The 20,545-nt window shown below is 44.8% G+C and carries 12 protein-coding genes and 1 pseudogene; all 13 read right to left on the bottom strand.

Translation table 11 applies throughout. The annotated features are described in order from the left end of the window. Window positions 1-5: 5 nt before the first annotated feature. The 13 genes and pseudogenes from ACBP55_RS10725 to ACBP55_RS10665 all read right to left on the bottom strand — a co-directional run bounded on the left by ACBP55_RS10725 (window position 6) and on the right by ACBP55_RS10665 (window position 20,526). Entirely contained in the window at window positions 6-512 is a 507-nt protein-coding gene (locus tag ACBP55_RS10725) for a hypothetical protein (protein ID WP_464651397.1), read from the bottom strand. 346 nt (window positions 513-858) lie between these two features. Then, window positions 859-1,530, bottom strand: a complete 672-nt coding sequence (locus tag ACBP55_RS10720) for an ABC transporter ATP-binding protein (RefSeq protein WP_464651395.1) — start codon at window positions 1,528-1,530, stop codon at window positions 859-861. A 63-nt stretch (window positions 1,531-1,593) separates the two neighbouring features. Further along, window positions 1,594-2,028, bottom strand: a pseudogene (locus tag ACBP55_RS10715) (sigma-70 family RNA polymerase sigma factor); the annotation flags it as partial. Window positions 2,029-2,217: 189 nt separating this feature from the next. After that, complete coding sequence (locus ACBP55_RS10710) at window positions 2,218-3,966, bottom strand: sensor histidine kinase (protein ID WP_464651393.1); 1,749 nt, start codon at window positions 3,964-3,966, stop codon at window positions 2,218-2,220. A 4-nt stretch (window positions 3,967-3,970) separates the two neighbouring features. After that, complete coding sequence (locus tag ACBP55_RS10705; RefSeq protein ID WP_464651392.1) at window positions 3,971-5,551, bottom strand: response regulator; 1,581 nt, start codon at window positions 5,549-5,551, stop codon at window positions 3,971-3,973. Window positions 5,552-5,630: 79 nt separating this feature from the next. Next, on the bottom strand, window positions 5,631-7,262 hold the full coding sequence (locus tag ACBP55_RS10700) for an extracellular solute-binding protein (protein ID WP_464651390.1): 1,632 nt from the start codon (window positions 7,260-7,262) through the stop codon (window positions 5,631-5,633). 67 nt (window positions 7,263-7,329) lie between these two features. After that, window positions 7,330-8,223 carry a carbohydrate ABC transporter permease gene (locus ACBP55_RS10695; RefSeq protein ID WP_464651389.1) on the bottom strand — a complete coding sequence of 298 codons (894 nt, stop codon included), beginning with the start codon at window positions 8,221-8,223 and terminating at the stop codon, window positions 7,330-7,332. A 25-nt stretch (window positions 8,224-8,248) separates the two neighbouring features. Next, on the bottom strand, window positions 8,249-9,163 hold the full coding sequence (locus ACBP55_RS10690) for an ABC transporter permease (protein WP_464653284.1): 915 nt from the start codon (window positions 9,161-9,163) through the stop codon (window positions 8,249-8,251). A gap of 178 nt (window positions 9,164-9,341) precedes the next feature. Beyond that, on the bottom strand, window positions 9,342-12,527 hold the full coding sequence (locus ACBP55_RS10685; RefSeq protein ID WP_464651386.1) for a glycoside hydrolase family 2 protein: 3,186 nt from the start codon (window positions 12,525-12,527) through the stop codon (window positions 9,342-9,344). A gap of 120 nt (window positions 12,528-12,647) precedes the next feature. Continuing rightward, window positions 12,648-14,936, bottom strand: a complete 2,289-nt coding sequence (locus tag ACBP55_RS10680; protein ID WP_464651384.1) for a family 43 glycosylhydrolase — start codon at window positions 14,934-14,936, stop codon at window positions 12,648-12,650. Next, on the bottom strand, window positions 14,933-16,204 hold the full coding sequence (locus tag ACBP55_RS10675) for a Gfo/Idh/MocA family protein (protein WP_464651382.1): 1,272 nt from the start codon (window positions 16,202-16,204) through the stop codon (window positions 14,933-14,935). The genes ACBP55_RS10680 and ACBP55_RS10675 overlap by 4 nt, the downstream gene beginning before the upstream one ends. A 150-nt stretch (window positions 16,205-16,354) precedes the next feature. Continuing rightward, window positions 16,355-18,754 carry a glycoside hydrolase family 95 protein gene (locus tag ACBP55_RS10670; RefSeq protein ID WP_464651380.1) on the bottom strand — a complete coding sequence of 800 codons (2,400 nt, stop codon included), beginning with the start codon at window positions 18,752-18,754 and terminating at the stop codon, window positions 16,355-16,357. 161 nt (window positions 18,755-18,915) lie between these two features. Next, entirely contained in the window at window positions 18,916-20,526 is a 1,611-nt protein-coding gene (locus ACBP55_RS10665; protein WP_464651379.1) for an extracellular solute-binding protein, read from the bottom strand. Window positions 20,527-20,545 lie beyond the last annotated feature (19 nt).

The raw sequence follows: 20,545 nt of genomic DNA, 5'->3' as shown, positions 1-20,545 counted from the left end.
TACCTTCAGGATTCCGTTACCTTGTCTTGCCCGAAATAAAACCCCTTAAGTTGTTCATTAAAGAAATTTTTTAGATTCTTTTCGTTAATTGAATACATCACTTGTGATCTTTTTATATCCGTTCTCGTTATATATATGTTTTCTAAATCGTATTGAATTAGGATTTCTTTATTTGACTTTAATCTAAATACTATCCCTGCACTTATATTTAAGGGAGTATGATTTAACTCGTCTATTGATGAATTTGGTACAGAATTAATCCAATCAGCAATCTCCCTTATTTGTTCCTCTGTCAAATCAATATCAATAAATTTAATGTTTGGGCTTGTTACCCTTGAATAGACTACTTTCGACATTTGTGTACTTCTAACTTGATCCACTATAATCTTTTTGTTCAAGTTTGAGTTGTTTATGCGACTGTTCCCGTTATACTGGAAAATGAAATATACTACTCCAACTAATATGATGAATGTGATTATGGTTCTTAAGCTTGTTAACTTTTTTTCACTCATACTCTTCCCCCTTTACCCGTTTAGCGGAGTGAAGGACTACTACCATCATGCGACAACCACCACCCTACCCTTTCACTAATCAAAGAACAACACAACTCCCTAGAAATAAAAAAGTGAATGTTCACAAAAGTAAACATTCACTAACGATCTTTATTTTCCTTGATCACTTTGCACCACAACCTTCAGTATTATACCTGCAAAATTTCATTATTGTGATGATTAAAATTCACTTTAGTAATCAACGATGCCAGTCATAAAACAAAATCCAGTAATAGATAGTTTACTCATCATATTAATAAATGATTAAAGCCCTACGATTTTTATCGTAAGGCCAATATTCTTTATATTAATAAATTAACCGTCCATCCCGAAACCTAACAATCCGCTTCGCCTGCTCCGCGACCTGGCGGTCATGCGTGATCACTATAATCGTCCGCCCCTGCTCATTCAACCGCCTGAAAATATCCATAATCTCCACGCCCGTCTTCGAATCTAACGCACCTGTCGGCTCATCCGCCAAAATGATCGGTGGATCGCCTGCCAACGTTCGCGCAATCGCAACACGTTGCTGCTGTCCACCAGACAGCTCCGATGGAAAATGCTTTCGACGATCCAGTAAATCAACCGCTTCCAACGCCTGGAATACGAGCGGCTCTCGCTCCTTCCTCGATAATCCGCGATAAATCAACGGTAACTCCACATTTTCATAAGCATTTAATCTCGGCAATAGGTTAAAATTCTGAAAAACAAATCCGATCTTCCGATTCCGAATCTCAGCCAGTTGTGTGTCTTTCAGCGCGTGAATCTGCTTTCCATCTAGCACATATAGGCCTTCATCCGAAACGTCCAAACAGCCGATAATGTTCATCAGCGTGGACTTCCCAGAACCCGATGGTCCCATAATAGCAACATACTCGCCCTGCTCGATATCGAGCGAAATATTATCCAATGCCCGAATCGTTTCCCCACCCATGTGATAAAATTTGCTGACATGCTCAATTTGGATTAAGGCTGTCATTGTCTTCGCCCCCCATTATTTGAAACCAAATAAATGAAGAATACGATACTCCAACCTAACGACTTACCGCTTCGCCTTATAAAACTCATGATAAAGCTTCATTAGCGCCCTTTTCTCTATCCTTGACACATACGACCGCGAAATCCCCAGCTCCTTCGCAATCTCCCGCTGCGTCCGCTCTTCCCCGCCTAATTCCAATCCAAACCGCCCAACCACGACTTCCTTCTCCCGGTCGTCCAAAATCTCTAAGTTCCGATAGATTTTGCTCTTCTCTATCTTAAGCTGTACCTTATCCACTACATCATCCGCTTCTGTCCCGAGGATGTCGATCAATGTAATTTCGTTCTCGATACAACGAGCCGCAAAAGTCGCGAGCTTCGTGCCCTTATTAGGTGAGAACGACTCAATCGCCTTAATCAATCCGATCGTCCCAATCGAGATTAAATCCTCTAAATCTTCCCCTGTATTGTCGAATTTTTTGACGATATGGACACAAAGCAACGTTAAAATCCCTTGCGGAACTGCCGAACGCCTTGGCAGCTAAAATTTGAAGCTCAGTGTAGTTGTGGGTCTCAGAAACTTCTACTTAACCGCTTTAGAACTCAATATCAATTTGAAAACAAGATGAGTACTCCAATATGAATAGACCGCCGAACGTTTTACGCCAAACGGCCGAGACCATTTTCCTCAAGTATCATACGATTGAGGAGATTCCACTTTGTATACCGGTATGACGATTCGAACTGTCGTTCCTATCCCCAAACCGCTGTGAAGCGTGACGCCGAACGATTCTCCGAAATGCAGCTTGATTCGCTCGTTGACGTTCCGAATTCCGTAGCCGATGCTTTGGTCTTTGTCAGCAAATACTTTACGAACGGTTTCTGGGCTCATCCCGATTCCATTATCGATCACTTTGAACACAATATTTCCATTCTCCAAATATGCAACAATACGGATATGCAAACGATCCTCGAACATGGCATGCTCGAGCGCATTCTCAACGAATGGCTGCAAGATCAACTTCACCGTGTCGTACTCCAAAACGGAAAAATGAATATCATAGCTGACATCCAGCCGGTCGACATGCTTAATTTTTTGAATATCAATATAAGATTGAACCTGGCGGATTTCCTCGCGAATCGGGATGATTGATCTGCCTTGATTCAAGGTTAGCCGATAAAAAGTCGCCAGTCCGCTCACCATCCTGTGCAATTTATCCACTTCACCCAAACGGCCCAGCCTGCTGATCGATGATAATGTGTTGTAAAGAAAATGCGGTTTTATCTGGGCCTGCAGCGCCTCAAGCTCCGCTTCTTTTTTCCGAATATTGCTGACGTATACCTCTTGAATCAGTCCCTCGATATTTTCAGCCATCTCATTGAACGCACCCGCGATCCTTGCAAACTCGTCCGTGCCGTTGAAGCGAATGCGTTTGGAGAAATTGCCTTCTTGAAACGATTGAAGAGACTGGACGATTTTGCGGATATGCTTGGTGAAGTAGGCGGATATAAACGCGCCAAGCGCCAAAAAAATCGTAAGGCTTAGCAAACATACTAGCAATGTGACGTTTCTAACCTTATTGGCCCCTCTCTCCAGCTCATGCAGCGGGACAAGCGCCATAACCTCCCAATTCAACCCCTCGAGCGGCTCGCGAATTTGCAAATAACGTTCCGGATGAGCGGTCCAATCGCTCGGCAAAGGATTCGGAATGCTTTCGTAAATAGGGGCATTCCGTTCATTCGTTACGGCCAAATAGCTCGGGACACCTGTATTGCTGTTGCCGTAATTCAAATTTTCAAACAAATCGTCCAATTTTACGGTAGTCCGCATAATGCCTATTGGCGAGACTGTATGAAAATCCATTATCTTTCTAAGAAGTGATACGTTTCCGAATTTAGCGTCCGTATCTACTTGCTCCCACAACGAATCCGTCTTCAAAGCACTGAACATTCGGGTCCAATCAAGGCCTTCGATTCGTGAAAAATGAAACAACTCGTATTTCCTGCCATTCAACAACGGGTCTTCACCTGTGTTGCCAAAATAAATCTCAGGGAGTGTATCGTTATGTAAATACAAATCCAATGCGATCTTGTTCGATGTCAAATTTAAAGCGGCCTCCAATCGAGGGATCACATTGTTGGTGGTTACCTGATAGCTGTCCCAAGGCTCCACCTTTTTAAATAATGCCTGTTGGAGCGATTGATCCAGGTAGACTTGCTGGTCGACACGTTCCACCACTTTCATCTTCTCCTGGATGTTGTCGCGAACCTGCTTCAACGTTCCGGTTACGTTTTGAATCGTCTGCTTTTTTACGTACTGGACGGAAGTCGTATACGCATAAAAGCCGATCGAGACGACAGGAATCATCACCAGCAGGAAATAAGAAATCATCAGTTTATATCCAAACGAAAGTGTAATACCGGGAAACCGTTTCATCCTTTTACACCCAACTTTGCTTGCGATAGTCTACCGGGGCAAGACCGAAGGTCGTCTTAAAATGCCGGCTAAATAAGGTCAGATTCTGGTAACCCACCTGGTTTGCCGCTTCGTATATTTTTATTTTCGGATCGTGCAACAGCTCTTTCGCCCTCTCCATTCGTTTCCTTGTCACGAAATCGCCGAATGACTCACTCGTTGCCTCTTTGAATACATAACCCAGATAATTAGGCGAGAAACCGAATTGCTTTGCGACATCCCTCAACTGCAGTGACAACTCAAGATGCTCCGCGACGTATTGCTCGATTTCCCCGATCAGCTTCCGATTTGGATTTTTCTTTTTTAAATGCAGATGCTCGGAAACTTCGAACAGCCGCCGGCGCAGCCAATTTTTGATATCGTCTATTGTTTCAAATTCATAAAGCGCATTCAAGCTGTTCAGCTCAATGCTTAGTAAATCATAGAAATTGGCATTAAGCGACCGCAGAAAAAAATCAACTTTGGAAATAACGTACAAAGCAAAGTTATAGACGGTCAACTTATCCTTCAAACTGTGGACGAGGCCGAACAACTGCTCCAGGTAATCACAGATACGTACAAGTTCGTAATTTGCGGTAGCAGCCAGCATCGCTTCCATGATTTGCTCAAGGTCGGACGTCGATTTGACGATCTCCCTCTCCGTAATTCCCAGCGTGATCACCCGGCATTTTCCAAGAAACATTTTAGTGGCAAGCGCATCCCCTGCCTGCCGGTAAGAGCTCGGCAAGTCCATAATGTCCGATACCGACGAGCCTAATCCGACCGTTATAGTCTGGCTCGAATGGGTTCGCACATGATTGACCAGAGACTGCATAGACCTTACCGGATCGAAATCCGTACCGGATATGACGAGGACAATTTTGTCATCTTCCGTTTTACAATAAAACCCAAGCTGATGCATCTGAATAAACTCGGCGATCAAACGGAGAACATGTTCGATTGCGTACGATTTTTGATCCTCGGAAAATTGCTTCAGCTTCCACGCTCGATCGTCGATTTCAATGATTCCGACGCAGCCTTGCCCGGTCTGCAGGCGCATACGGCGCCCGTCGTAAAGATAGTCAAGCTTTTGAAAATCGATGGCTCCCTTCAGCCACTGAAGCAGCATTTCGTTTTGCAGCAGCGGGATGGATTCCTCGATTTGCGATTCTTTCTTTTGCCGTTCACGTTCATAGTTCAATTGTTCTTTGACCAGCTGCAGCGTATTGAGTAGTTCCAGATCGTCTACCGGCTTCAGAATATACGAGCTGGCATTCATCTTTATTGCCTTTTGGGCAAATTGGAACTCGTCGTGTCCGCTTATAAAAATAATTTTCAACTCTGGAGATAAGCTTCTAGCCTGTTCCGCAAGCTCAAGTCCGGTCATGATCGGCATCTTGATGTCGGTGATCAGGACGTCCACCTTGTGTTCCTGCAGCACATTCATCGCGGCAAATCCGCTGTTCGCCACTCCGACGATCGTCATATCCAGCTTCTCCCAAGGTATAAACCGCTGCAGCACTTCCAGGTCCAATTGTTCATCGTCTACAAGCAGCACGTTGTACATGATTATCATCCCTATAAATTTGAATATGGAGAGTATACTTTTAAAGTATACCCTCCTGATGGTGAGTCGAACAAATGATTTATTTGCCGCCAATTTTCTTCAGGTTATCCTGCCATTGCTTCTGGATAAAGTCGATAACCTTTGGAAACCCGGCTTTTTTTATATCGTCGTTCGTTTTTGCCAAAACCGACAGGACTTCGTCATCGCTCTTCGCGTAAATCATTTTAGAGAATCCCTGATCGAAAATATCTTTCACGGCCTGCAAGGCAATGCCTTCTTCAGAGTCGCCCTGCGGCTTCGTATTGGCAAAGGCAGTAATATCCATGGCCGTTTTCCAGGTAATGTTGACCTGCTGTGTCGTTGTGAAATCCTTTTGGGACTCAGGGAGCAGTTTGTCTCTGGCTACTTTGGACAAATCAACCCATGTAGCGTTACCAGCCATCATATTATCGGAAATGTGCAGTTTATCAAGCTCTGCTTTGTCCATTGTTTTATATTTGTCGTTCGGAATCGGAATACCGTTCTCATCTTTTTTGTCCCATAGGAATCCCGGAGGGCCGAACCAAAGAACGGATTGCCCTTCATCGCTGGTCGCCCAATCGAGGAAAGCGAATATGCGTTCCGGATCTTTCGCTTTCTTCGTGATGACGATTTTGCCGCCGCCTTCTCTTCCCGTAGAGTTAATAAAAATTTTGTTTTTATCGAGCCCATCCTTATGCACTGGCCAAATAAATTCGTAACCGCTCTCAGAATCCTGCGCTTTGAGCTTCGAGTCCGGAACGCGGGCCCTGCTGACAAGATTCGGTTCGATCGCGACGGCCACTTTGCCTTGGCTGAGCTTTTCGATCATTTGATCGGTCTTTTGGGTAAAGACGTCCTGCGTCATTAACTTGTCGCGGAACAACTTGCTCGTGAAGAGCATGAAATCTTTGAAGGCCGGATCTTCCGTAATCGGCTTTATTGTATTTCCTTCCGGATAGAACATATTGTTTACAAAGTAAGGCGGATTGTTTTCTTTGAATGCCGAATACATCATTTTGATCGCACTAGGATTGCCGACTTCAAGCGGTATGACGTTCGGGTATTTCTCTTTAACCGTGCGCAAGTAGCTCTCCAGATCGGCTAATGTTTCCAGCTTCGGAGAACCGAGTTCTTTATATATTTTCCGGTTGACGGCATAACCGCCGTTGCCATTCAAATGATCGCCGCCCACGTACCAATCCGGAATCAGATACAGCTTGCCGTCGCTCGAGCGATTGATGTTGATGATTTTATCGCCGGCCGACTTTTTCAGATTCGGATATTTGTCGAGATATTGATCAAGCGGAACCACTTGGCCTTCGCTGATCAGGCGGTCCAGCTCGGGGCCTGCACCGAGCGATATTACGTCCGGCAAATCGCCGCTGGCATACATGGCGTTAAACTTTTGCTTGGCATTGCCGTTCGTAGGCACGTAGTTGATCGATACTTTTTTGTTTTCCTGAATCCATTTGGTTGTGACCGTTTCTCCCCAAGGAGTCGGCTGCCAGTCATCGTCGAAGTTGTAAAAACTAAAGGAAAGCGGCTTATCTTCCTTCGTTGCCGCAGCGGTCGAAGCAGGCGATGCGGCTTCTTTCCCATCTGACGATTTGGAGGTGCCGCATCCTGTAAGCAGCGTGCCAACCATTAGCACAGCGGCTAACGAACCGGCGAACCACGTTTTGTTTCTCATGGTGATACTATCCCCTTTCGTAATCACAGTATATGTTAAAGCCGTCGCCGGCATCTAACAACAAGCATTATTCTTTCAGCGAACCGACAAGCACACCTTTGACGAAGTACTTTTGCACAAACGGATAGACGAGCATAATCGGGATGGTCGCCACCATCGTGGTGGACATCACTATCGATTTGTGCGTAACGCTCTGCATGCCGAGCAAAAACTCCTGCTTCGTTGCACTTACTTGCGTGGAAGACTCAACGGCAAGAATCGAGCGGAGCGTTTGGTTCAGAAGCACCTGAATGGGAAGCAACTTCTGATTCGTAATATAAATCGAAGCGTCAAACCAGGCATTCCAATGGCCTACAGCCGTGAACAGCGACAAGGTGGCGATGACAGGCCCGGATACTGGAAGAATGATCCGGAAAAAGATCCCGAGATGATTGCAGCCGTCTATCTTAGCCGATTCTTCAAGCCCATCGGGAATCCCCTGGAAAAACGTGCGGAATATAATCAAATTCCAGACGCTGATCATACCGGGTATGACAAGCACCCAGAACGTATTCATCAAATGCAGATCTTTGATCAACAAATAGGTCGGAATGAGTCCTCCGCCAAAATACATCGTGATTACGCAAACGATCATGTAAAACTTTTTGCCGATCAAATCCCGTTTGGCCATCGCATACGCGAACATGGAAGTAAAAAAGATGGATAGAAATGTGCCTACAACCGTTCTCGCGACGGTGACCCAAAAGGCATGAATCATTCGATTATCCTTGAAAACGTAACGGTAATTTTCCAACGTAAATTCCCGCGGCCAGAAGGTGATGCCTCCCATCGCAGTGTCATTGCCGTCGTTAAACGAAATAACAAGGGAATTCCAGAATGGATATAAGGTTAAGAAAGCGAGAATAATTAAACAAGAATAAATCACAATATCAATTACATAGTCTTCCGTTGAGCGCTTCAAGCTGTCCCCTCCTATCTGAACGCGCTTACCATAAGCTCGTCCTGCCCAGCCTTCTGGCTACCCAGTTGGCGATAACGAGCAGTCCGACACTGATGACGCCCTTGAATAATCCGGCGGCCGTCGCATACGAATAACGGTAATTTTCAATACCTACGCGATATACATACGTATCGATGATTTCCGATACAGGTCTCAAGACAACGTTCGTCCCCTGGTTCGTCAGCAGTAAAATCTCTTCAAATCCCGCATTTAAAATTTGGCTCACCTGCAAAATCAAGAAAATGATAATAACCGGGGCGATCGACGGAATCGTAATCGAAAATAACTTTCTTAAACGTCCAGCGCCGTCGATCGAGGCCGCCTCGTACAAATGGGGATCGACCCCTGCGATAGCCGCTAAATAGACGATCGCGCCGAACCCGATATCTTTCCATACGCCGGAGGCAATCAAGATCGTCCAGAAATATTCAGGAATCGACAGCCAGTTGACCGGTTCCTTGATCAAGTCGAAATTTTGCAGCACCATGTTCAGGCTTCCGTTATCGACGGATAGCATCGAGATGACGAACCCCGAGACGATAACCCAGGATATAAAATGCGGCAAATAACTGATCGTCTGGACGACGCGCTTAAACGCTCCATTTTTGATCTCGTTCAACATTAAAGCGAGAACAATTGGCGCGGGAAACGTCACAAGAAGCTTAAGCAAACTGATCACGACCGTATTGCGCATAATTAGCCAAAATTCAGGAGCATTGAAAAACATCCGGAAATGTTTAAAGCCAACCCAATTGCTCCCTAGAAATCCTTTTGCCGGACTGTAGTCCTGAAAGGCCGTCAGCACCCCCCACATCGGAATATAGGAGAAGATGAAGATCAGGAGAATGGCCGGAATCACCATAATTTGCAAATCCCATTGCTGTAGAAATCGTCTTGCCATCATGCTCACCTCATTATTCCTTCTTGCTGTATATAATCTAATTCTAGCGGTTATCCAAAATGAATAATACTGCCGCTATCAACTAAACCTGCACTTTATCAACAAAGTTTGTTGCATTTATATGCTTGACAGTTATAAAAAAATAAAAAAGCCTGATTTCTCAGACTTTTTTGAAAAGTTACTCTTGGCCATACAAGATCAGTTCAGCCATACCTACTCTATATCCACCGCCGGCCGTTATATTGTTTATCGTTATCCGAACATAATTGATATTCTTATATGGAGTAACAAAAGCTTCCGCTGTGAAGTGTTGCCCCCCTACAAGGTGGTTAATAAGTGCTTTTTGCCATACAACGCCATCGGTTGAAACTTCTAAATCATAGCTGTACCAGTTGCTATCCTTTTCCCAGAAGATACGGCTCCCCGATACCGTTTGAGGCTTCTTGAACTTAACGGTAACGGACTGCGGCAATGTCGTTGATTTTGCGAGCCAGCCGGTTCCTATTGTTGTAATTCCATCCCTCAACTTATCCGTGCCTCGCCCATCTTCACTTTCCGATGATGCTTCTATACTTTCAATGGCATCATTATCAATAACATCGCCTGGCTCTTGAACGTTTAAAGGTATAACCTTAAATTCTACTAGGGATCCCCAGTCTCCCTTCGTCATGCTGTCTACCATGGTTAACCTTACATATCTGCCTCTAGTGTTAACCAAAACTGTCTCTTCACTCCCATTAGGAGACGTATGGGCTGATCGATCGATAACCTTAGACCAATTGACTCCATCCTTCGAAATTTCAATGTAATATTTATTTACATTTTTTGATTTTTCCCATTGAATCTGGAAGCCTAATATTGAAAAACTCGCCTCTAAATCAACCATCAACCAAAGGTTTCCTTGCTGCTCGGATGATACAGTAACAGGTTTTCCGGCAGCAATGTTTCGATACAATCCTTCGTCAGATTCCAGCTTCTCAACGCCGCCAACCCATGGAGTGCTTTTTCCATCCGGCACATACTGTCCGAGGTAAGGTAATGTACTTACGCTTTCTACCACAGAAATCAGGCCTTCTGAAGCTGCCGCAATTTGTATAGTCCCGCTTATGTTAGAAGTTCTTACAAATGCGAAGCCTATTCCTCCTTCTACATCCTGTTCTTCAACGCCAATTCTTGGAATATCTTTACCTACAAGCTGCCCCTCACCCGTTACAGAGATTTTAATGGTACGATGATTAGTTGGCACTATAGTTCCGTTTTCATCAACAACCTTGAAATATACAGGAATTAAATCGTAACCATTCGCTACAGGTTCTATTCCTCTAATACGTACTTCCATTTCTATCTGCTTGGCCTGGCCAGGTGTCTTCACCGTGTGAGTTTTTACTACTTTTCCATCCAGAATAGCCTCTGCTCTCAGTTCTCCCGAATCAAACCGGTTCAATTCAAAAGTGAATATCGGGCTGCCGCCTTTTCTTACGATATGAGGAACAGCGCTTGAAGCCTCTTCTCTTGTAATTTCTTTCACCAATTCATTGTTTTGATATAGCTTAACAGCATCACAATTGCTAAATACATTTACATTAAGACTTGATGTAGGTGAATAGGTGCTTGCGATAAATACCACCGGCCCATATTCAGGATCTTTCGCAGACTGCATGGACTGAAACCAGTAGTAATTATATTTTTCATATCTGTCTATATCAACCGTTCCGCTGCCTAATGTCTGAGTCGTTGACCCGCGGGCATAATCATTCCAACTCCACAGGAAATAACCGCCTATTCGATGATTGGCATCAAGCCCGCCCCAGTCGGAGTAACCATCTCCATTCAGATATCTCTGACGCGTAACAATTTGGGTGTTCATCGCAGCTTCGCCTTCTTTTCTCAAAGCTTTGCTCGGCTCCTCAAAATCTCCCCATTCACGAGTAAAGAACGGTTTATTGGGATCAAAATCCGTCCAATTACTTGGATCCGCATTCCATCCGGTATCAACTACCTTGTAATTCACGTCATAAAATGAGCCTTGAAGCCCGTAGTCTGCCGCTGTATACATCTGGTTACCCGGATATTCCAAATGAGCAATTTGAACGGCTTCTTGCGCCCATTCTGCCGAATACCTCGTTTCATTCAACGATGTTTCCCATAAGACGACTGATGGCCTGTTTCGATCACGCCTTATCATTTCGCGTATATCCCTTAATGTTAGATCATAAAATTTAGAGCTATTTGTAAAATTTTGCCATCCAGGCTGACACTCAATGACCAACAAACCAATTTCATCGGTTGCATCCAGAAATGAAGGATCATTCGGATAATGAGTAGCGCGTACCGCATTGAAACCATTTTCTTTCATTTGCAATGCATCACGATATTGCATGGAACCAGGAGCAGCATCCCCGACATTTTGAAAGGCTTGATGGCGATTTGCTCCACGTACGAATATCCTCTGTCCATTGAGATATAGACCATCCGGTTTGTACTGTATAGTTCGGATGCCTACTTTGGTCGTGATTGAATCGACTAAATCGGTTGCGTTATAAACCTCGCTTACCAGAGAATATAAGTACGGAGTATCAGGACTCCACAAATTGGGATTTATTACAGTTAAGTTTTGATTGAATTGGTGATCTCCGCTTGCTTCTAATCTTATTGAATCGGTTTCGCCTTGTGCAGCAATAGTTCCGTCCTTATTCACGAGCTTGCTGATTACACTGGCTTGTACGGAAACATTATTTTTATTCACAACATGAGTTTTCACATGAACCGTTGCTCTTAAATTTGTTACGTCAGGGTAGGTTGCAAATATACCGCCGCTAGCTGTTTGATCGGTCTGTAAGGCATCGGAAATGTGCAAATGGTTCGTCATTCTCATTTTTACATTCCGATATATGCCGCCAAAGTAATGGAAGTCAAGATTCGCAAGAGGTTTTCCCGGCGGCGTTTCGGGACTGTCATAGCTGTATACCTTTACCGCCAAAACATTGCTCTCGCCATACTTCACCTTACTTGTTATGTCTGTTGAAAAACCTACATATCCGCCATTGCGAGTGTAAATCTTCTCGCCGTTCAAGTAAACTTCACTATCCGTCATGACACCATCAAAATCAATATTGATCGTTTTTCCTCTGTACTGCTCATCAACCGTGAAATAACGTCTGTACCAGCCGATCCCTTGGTAAACAGAGTCCCCTCCATTTGCATGTTTTTTTTCAAGTCTCATGGTATGCGGAAGTGTAATCTGGGCAAAAGCGCTATCATTGAAGGCAACTGCTTCTGCGCCTTCCAGATCGCCTCGATAAAATCCCCAGTCATTGTTAAAGTTCAATATGTTTCTTTCATCTGTCCCATTCATTTTCTTCATAGGGTAGAAACCTCATTTGCTTAAAGTTTTTATATATGAAACATCCCCGATTTTTTCAGGGGTAGCTAGCTAAAATGGAGCAGCTGCCGTGGCAACTGCTCCCCCTGTGAAAAAGATCATCTATAACACTTTAGCTTCATTGCTCCATTCACTATAGCCTGCAAAATTGCCAGCTCTTACTTTTACAGTATGGCTAGAGTGCGGTTCCAGACCTGTTTGCGTAAATTCGCTAGTCACATTGCTTATGACTTTGTCATCAAACATAATGTCGTATTGCAGTGCTCCAGGCGAATCGTCCCACTTCATATTGACAATGGATTTGTTATTACGCACAACCGTCAATTTTTCCGGAATAGGCGGTATTTGAGGAAATTCTCCAGAACCGAACATGAACCAGTTCAGTTTGCACATATTTTGACTCGCGCCATAAAACACAAGAAATAACTTTTGCTTTCCAGTCACTTTTTTTGCAAGGTCACTCTTCACATTTACATACTGATTTATATCACCTGTATTTGGAATAGAAAGTGTGCTTATCAAATCGCCGCCCATGTGATCGATTCTTACCTCAATCGTACCCCCGGTGAATGAACTTGCTACTCTTGCATGAAACCAGGCAGCATCGCCGGCGCCAAAATCGACTTGATCATATTGCAGCCAATCTCCGTCTTTTAGATTCGATATGCATAGATCGTATTCACGGTTTGGATCAGCATATATCCATTCGGTTTTTGGGTTTATTTGGAGTTCCTTATCTGAAACAAACTTTTGATCATCGTAGCGCGCAGCATCGATTCTCTTATTTATTCCAAACAGATTGCCTTGATTTTCTGTCGTTGTCAGTTCAAAGGAATCTGCATCTACATACCCGCCAAGCTTCATTGATGCATAGTTGAAAATGCCAAATCTCATTCCAACGTAGGTTCCATAGCGCATCTCGTATCTTCCGCCAAGACGTGTAAAATGGATACCGTCTACACTATAGGAAAACTCCATTCGATATTCATGTCGTGGAATCTCGGCTCTGAACCATACGTTTTGAATATCTGAAGATACATCAACAGATACATGTTCGATCCTATTATCATTAATGACAATGGATTTATGACCCGCTTCATTTCTTATCCCGATAAAGGTAAATTCTCTTTGCATGATACATAGACCTGCCGTATCGCCATCGGCCATATGACTCACATCCAACTTCACAGTCCCTGCACAATCCGGACCAACAACCCGCTGTGTAAGCGTATTTCTTGCATAGGTCAAGTTGTCTGTTACGCTTGATGTTTTAAGTCTCATAAATCCTGGTCTTTCTTCAAGACTCCATTTGCTGTTATCTGGATTGTGATTCCATTGCCACTGTAGCCCTAACACATTCGCATTAAAATCATCCGAAGTTGGAAGTGCCTTCGGTTCAACATGTCCTAAATTCGGGATGTTAGGCTTTCTATACGTAACAACAGCTTTTTCTCCGTCGACCTCCCCCATGTACGGCCAACCGTTCTTCCATGTTACCGGCTGCAAAGTAGGCACTCTGCCAATCTTCGACCGATCTTGGAAAATGATCGCCCACCATTCTAATGAACCATCCTCTTGAGGAACATCGACAATCCCTCCTTGATGAATGCCATTGCCCCAGAAATTCATAAAGCTTGCCATAATATCCTGGGCTTCATAAGGTCCATGGGCTAAATCCTTGGTTCGAATGGCAACTTCTTTTTTGGAGCCATGCTTCCAAATCGGCGTCGTTAAAATATAGTAAAAGCCATTGATTTTATATACATGAGAACCCTCATTATACCCATGGTAACGATGACCGGGATATGGATAAGAGTAAATCTTCTTGCCGTTTTTTGTGGCGCCAGGTTCTCTCTTGGATAGGATCGATAATCGGCCTGTCTCTTCATCTACGATCTCTAACTCGCTTAAATAGAGTTCTCCTTGTCCGTGCACAACATAAATTTTACCATCATCGTCAAAAAATAAACCCGGATCATAAAGCTCGTCTTCAAGTTTATAGAGTGTCCAAGGTCCCTTAGCTTGATCTGCAATACTTACATAGGCAGCATCTTTATTGATATTAAACATAAGATAAAATTTTCCGTTATGATACCTTAAACTCGTTGCCCATGTACCCTCATCATAAACTTCGCCATTGATAAGGTCGTATTGATCACCTTCCATCCGATCGACAGCATAACTTTCATATTCCCAATTCACCAAGTCATTAGAGCTCATAATAGGAGTACTTGGAAATAAATGCATACTCGTTGAAGACATATAGTACGTATCGCCAACTCTTATCACATCATTATCCGGATAGTCTCCCCACATAATTGGATTTGTATAGGTGCCGTTTCCATTGTCAGCAATCCATCCATTTGCAGTTTCTGTAATATTTCTTCTCATTGCTCATAGACCTCTGTGTTCATGATGCTTTTATAAAATTCGTCCAGCTCTACCGACTTGCCATTATGAAGTCTCGAATGCTCGGCAGCAAAGGCCATCATATGGCTTCTTACGGAAGCGGAGGCCGAGGTAAGGCTTTCTCCGCCTGCAAAGTTTCGGATCTCGCTTAAGAGACTCCGTACAATGCCGCTGTCCCCTCCGCCGTGACCGCTTGCTTGCTCCGGAATTTCAATGACGGTTTCCTCATGGGTCAAGAAATCGCGCACCACGATTTTACTGTCCTCAGCTCGGATTTCGCCACCCGTTCCCATGATTTGAATTCTCCGCTCCTGGTGCCTTGTAAAGCCGCACATGCTGAACATGGCGGTAGCGCCGTTCGCAAATTCCATATTGACCACTTGATGATCGACCACGTTATTATCGCTTTTATAAACACAGCGCCCGTAGTTTGTCTCTTGAAGACCCTTGACGATATTTTCTTTGGTCAGCTCATCGACGAAGTGGCGCGCCCAGCCCTTGCCTTCCCCGAGATAAAACCGGGGAGCGGAATATGTGCATTTAGACTCGACAGCGCATCCGCTGAGACAATAGTCGGCAGCTCCCTCGGGCGCATTCTCCGAACGGAAATGCATCAGTGAACCGTATGAGCTGACGCGCATGCACGGCTGATCCATCAGCCAGGATAAAACGTCCATATCGTGGCACGATTTGGCCAATATCATCGGACTCGACGTCTCCGAGTTGTTCCAATTGCCTCGAACAAAGCTATGGGCGATATGCCAATACCCTACATTTTCGTTTAATTGGATCGACACAACTTGTCCTATTTTGCCACCGGAAATAACTCGTTTTATTGCAGACCAGAAAGGCGTATAGCGAAGCACATGGCAAATCGTTAACAGACGTTCGTTTTCCTTTGCCACTAGCTCCATTTCGATACACTCCAACGGAGATGGCGACATCGGCTTCTCCAGCAAAACATGATATTTTTTCGCCAATGCCTGTATAGTCGGTTTGTAATGCATCTGGTCCTGTGTGCAAATGACTGCGATATCGGCCATTTGCGGTCGATCCAACAGCTGCTCCCAAGATTCAAAGCAACAATCAGACGGTATATGATGTTGCTCTGCGAATTTATTTCTTCGGCTTTCACTGGCTTCGGCAACGGCGACAAATTTCAGTTCATGCGGATAATCAAGTGCATAAGGTGCGTAACTTTGAGCGCCTCTGGCGCCTGCGCCGATCAAAATAGCGGTTAATTGAGTCATTTTCATCCATCTCCTTTATGTGTCAAAGCGTATCGGAAATCTCCATTTCGAAACTGCTTTTCGGCAAGCAGCCCTCCTACAAATTGTATTAAGGGAGGGGGAGATCATTCTAGTTATCAAACCAACGAAAAATATGCAATATCAACGAATTTATAGAGATTTCGAAACGTCCAACTTAATTAATAATGAAACCGAATGATTTTTTCTAACTTCAAAAATAAGATATCCTTCAACCGGCTCGACCAAACGTTCTTCTTCTCCTATCTCACGAACAACAACCGGTTTTTCGAACTTCAAAATAAACGTGTTGTCTACGATACATGAGACGTCTATTCTGCTTGCTTGCTGACGCTCCCAGGAAAGCGATATTTCGAACCCTCCACGAACGCGTATGCCGGATAACGTCCCGATCTGCCATGCTGAAGGAAGAGCAGGCAATAATTCGACATAGCCTTTGTGGGATTGAACGAGCATCTCCGCTATGCCTGCCGTATAGCCGAAATTGCCGTCGATTTGAAATGGAGGATGGGCTCCCATCAGATTCGGAAAAACGCCTCCGTTGGAACCGAATACTCCCGAACGCTCTCTTACGACGTTAAAAAACCGGCGAAGAAGCTCCTTGCACCGCTCCCCGTCCTTCAATCGTGCCCACTGACAGACCTTCCATCCGAGGCTCCACCCCGATCCCGCATCTCCACGCCTGTTCAAGGTTTGCCGAACGACGTCCAATATCGGACCCTCCGTAAGCTGATTTCCCGGATAAACGCCGTATAGATGCGAGATATGTCTATGGCACATATCTTCATCTTCATAATCAAGAAGCCATTCCTGCAGCTGGCCGAATTTGCCGGTCTGCATCGGATGCAAACGTTCCTTGGCTGCTCTCACCCGCTTGACCCATTCCTCCTCCACGCCAAGGATCGCGGTCATGTTCAAGCAATTGGCGAACAAATCGCCGATGAGTTGAAGATCCATCGTCGCGCCTTTTGTGACATCCCCACGCTGGCCATCCTCCGTATAGAAATGATGCTCCGGCGATGTTGATGGCGATGTAATCAAGTAACCTTCTTCATCCTCCACCAGCCAGTCCAGGCAAAACAGAGCCGCCTCTTTCATGAGCGGGAATGCCTCTTCGGCAAGAAATTGTTGATCCTGCGTATATTCATAATGCTCCCATAGGTGTCGACACAGCCAGGGACCGGCCATCGGCCAAAATGCCCACGCCGGGTCACCGTGACGCTCGGCGCCTACAGGATGCGCATGTCTCCATAAATCCGAATTGTGATGCGCCGTCCACCCGTTTAATCCGTAACGCTCTTTAACCATTTTCTCGCCGGTTGCAGCAATCTCCTTGGCTGCCTTAAGCAGCGGACGATGGCATTCGGACAGATTCGTCACTTCCGCGGGCCAGTAATTCATTTCCGTATTAATATTAAGTGTATAATTGCTTGCCCAAGGCGCCCGCGTGATTTCGTTCCAAATTCCTGTTAAATTGGCCGGCTGCGTCCCTTCCCGGGAGGAAGCAATCAGCAGGTAACGTCCAAAATGGAATAGTAAGGCAACCATGGCCGGATCGTCCGCGCCGCAGGTTTGCAGCCGTTGGTCCGTATCAAGCTCCTCATCTGCCTCTGTGGCTTCGCCAAGCGTAAACTCGACCCGTCCAAACAGCTTGCGGTAATCCCGGATATGCTCCTCTTTCAATTGATCATAGGAGATAGCCATAGCCTTCGATAGAGTCGACTCATTACGAAGGGCTAGCACGCCGAAATCCCTGCCGGGGAGTTGGTCATAGCCATTGAAGGACGTCACAGCCGCAAAGTAAAGTACCGCCTCCGTCGCCCCTTGAACCCACAGCTTGCCATGCCGATACGTGATTTGGCCGTCCATTGATGAAGCACGCACTCTTCCCTCGAAATGGATCGCTTTCGATTCCCCAAATTCCCCATACACAAACGGCAATTCGTCTTCTGCATAATAGTGCGGCGCACAATATTCCGGACAAACCCCCCGCATTATCAAAGCCTGACCGTCCTGCAGCGTTTCAGCTTTGAGATGGCTGTCCAGTCCCACCGTGAAGGTTAACCGCTTTGGAACAGAGCTGGTGAGCCGAATGACCAACACCTGATGGGGATGCGAAATAAACGCTTCGCGCGTGAATTGGACCTGGCCAATCGTATACGATACCGATGAGATCGCTTCTTCGATGTCTAACATCCGCTCGTAACCTCGGCAGTCATTTCCTTGAAAATGGTGAATCGTCAAATCGCCGAGAGGCATATACCCTTGCGTATAGGGGCCGAACATGTTTTTCGCTTCGTCGGTTGCCTCGCCATATTTCTGCTCGTCGATGAGCTGCCTCACCTTACGCAGCGACTCTCTGTCATCATAAGACCGGTCCCGATTCGGGGGACCGGACCATAACGTATCCTCGTTCAGCTGGAACAGATCTCGCTCGACACCACCATAATGCATGGCTCCTATCCTTCCGTTGCCAAGTGGCAGCGCCTCCGTCCATTGCACCGCAGCCTTTCGATAAGTCAAACGTTTCATGTACTAGCCTCCTAAGAAACTCCGGGGATCAAGCTCGGAATCCAATTAATTATTTTTGGAATATTTCTCGTTGTAAACCGTAGGTGGAACCTACTTTCCTCCAATTAACAACAAGAAGCGTGATTACATCACGCTCCTACGTTCAACTCAAGTTATAACCATTATTTATTAAAAGTCTCGTCATAAGCTTTATTAAGCAGCTCCAGAGCGCGGTCAGAGCCAAGTTTTTTAACCTGTGGAATAACTTTCGAATCCCAGGTATCAATGCTTTGCTTACCGATAATCACATTTACCGAAGCTTCCTCTACGTAGGTATCAATAGCAGTTTTGAGGTCGTTATATTCTTTTTTCGCTTTAGCATCGCTAAATTTTGCATCAAAGGATGCCTTGCCAAAGGCTTTGTTTTCTTGCAAAAATGATACCGATTTTTTCATGGCAGCTCCATTTAACTCATAAGTATTGATAGCCGCTTGATTTACAACACTGAAAAGGTTTTGTTCGTTTAGCCCCGAACCCTTGATGGTACCATTTGGAGTAGCAGGAGTTTGAAAATCCTTTAAAAATTTCACAACATCATTGGAAGTCTTTTGATAAGATTCGCCTTCGATACCAAATTGCATGGCATTGATGCCTTGTGGGCTGTACATCCAGTTTAGGAAATTAACCAATTCATCTTTGTATTTAGATTGATTTGAAATCACTTTGTAACTTCCGAAATAGCCGCTTATAACACCGGTACCCATTCTATTATTGTTGTAAGCCGGTTGAAGCATCGCCGTAAATTCAAAGCCCTGTGGAATTTTGCTTCCCATTTGTTGAACAATCTCGTCGCCAACTTGCGGGTAGTCAAAGGTTACAAAGCCTTTGTTTGTGGCTAAGAGTTCATTCCATTCATCATCTGTAATCGTAGCAAAGTTTGGATTCAGCAAGCCTTCGGAATACAATTTATTCAAGTAAACCAACGTATCCTTGTAGGCTTGGTTTTCTGGACCGTATTCATATTTGTGCTTAGCATCGTCAAGATAAAAAGTGTTAGACGATCCTCTATAGTAAGCTTGGTTGCTAAGTAGGTGAGACGCCCCCCATCTTACGAAATATGGGTAAGAATCCGGGTAAAGTTTCTTCAGTTGAACTAAGCTCTTGTATAAATCGTCGAACGATTCGAACTTCGTGGATAGGTTGTTTTTGGCAAAAATATCAGTTCTGCCGAGCATCACTTCGTCGGCACGAGCTGGCACATCATACATTCTTGAGGCGCCATAATATTTGCCGTCAGGCGAACGAGTTAGTTTCGTAGCAGGCGGATATTTATCCAACATTGCTTTGTAAGCATCAAGCTTCCCTGCTTTCATATAAGGCGTTAAATCTAAGAATGCTCCTTGTGGACCATAACGGTCCGCATTATCGGCTGAAAGCGTAATCAAATCCGGTAATGATCCAGATGCTAACAAAGTATTCAATTTTTGTGTATAGTCTGCACGGGCTACGACAGTGGGTTTGATCTTAATATTTGTATACTTTTGAATGGTCTTAAAAATTTCTTCATCACCCGTGTATGTGTTAGCAGACGAAAGAAACCAGGTAACTTCAATTGGTTTTGCGCTAATTTTTTCCGGCGCGATGGCATTTGGGTCTGCGGATGTCTGTGGTTTAGCAGAAGCCGCAGAGGTTGATGCCGGCTCTGTATTTTTGGGAGATTCGCTTGAGTTGCTACTGCACCCTGCAACAAACAGAACAGAAGTAATTACAGATAAGACCAATAATTTTTTCATGATAATTCTCTCCTTTTTA

This window comes from Paenibacillus sp. WG02 (genome assembly GCF_055396115.1).
Note: the sequence above shows the minus strand (reverse complement) of the source record. Positions and strands in the feature narration are given on the sequence as shown.

What these genes read in the sequence shown, in the direction of transcription:
- ACBP55_RS10725 (WP_464651397.1), bottom strand. Translation starts at nt 512, where the DNA reads ATGAGTGAAAAAAAGTTAACAAGCTTAAGAACCATAATCACATTCATC.
- ACBP55_RS10720 (WP_464651395.1), bottom strand. Translation starts at nt 1,530, where the DNA reads ATGACAGCCTTAATCCAAATTGAGCATGTCAGCAAATTTTATCACATG.
- ACBP55_RS10710 (WP_464651393.1), bottom strand. Translation starts at nt 3,966, where the DNA reads ATGAAACGGTTTCCCGGTATTACACTTTCGTTTGGATATAAACTGATG.
- ACBP55_RS10705 (WP_464651392.1), bottom strand. Translation starts at nt 5,551, where the DNA reads ATGTACAACGTGCTGCTTGTAGACGATGAACAATTGGACCTGGAAGTG.
- ACBP55_RS10700 (WP_464651390.1), bottom strand. Translation starts at nt 7,262, where the DNA reads ATGAGAAACAAAACGTGGTTCGCCGGTTCGTTAGCCGCTGTGCTAATG.
- ACBP55_RS10690 (WP_464653284.1), bottom strand. Translation starts at nt 9,163, where the DNA reads ATGGCAAGACGATTTCTACAGCAATGGGATTTGCAAATTATGGTGATT.
- ACBP55_RS10685 (WP_464651386.1), bottom strand. Translation starts at nt 12,527, where the DNA reads ATGAAGAAAATGAATGGGACAGATGAAAGAAACATATTGAACTTTAAC.
- ACBP55_RS10680 (WP_464651384.1), bottom strand. Translation starts at nt 14,936, where the DNA reads ATGAGAAGAAATATTACAGAAACTGCAAATGGATGGATTGCTGACAAT.
- ACBP55_RS10675 (WP_464651382.1), bottom strand. Translation starts at nt 16,204, where the DNA reads ATGACTCAATTAACCGCTATTTTGATCGGCGCAGGCGCCAGAGGCGCT.
- ACBP55_RS10670 (WP_464651380.1), bottom strand. Translation starts at nt 18,754, where the DNA reads ATGAAACGTTTGACTTATCGAAAGGCTGCGGTGCAATGGACGGAGGCG.
- ACBP55_RS10665 (WP_464651379.1), bottom strand. Translation starts at nt 20,526, where the DNA reads ATGAAAAAATTATTGGTCTTATCTGTAATTACTTCTGTTCTGTTTGTT.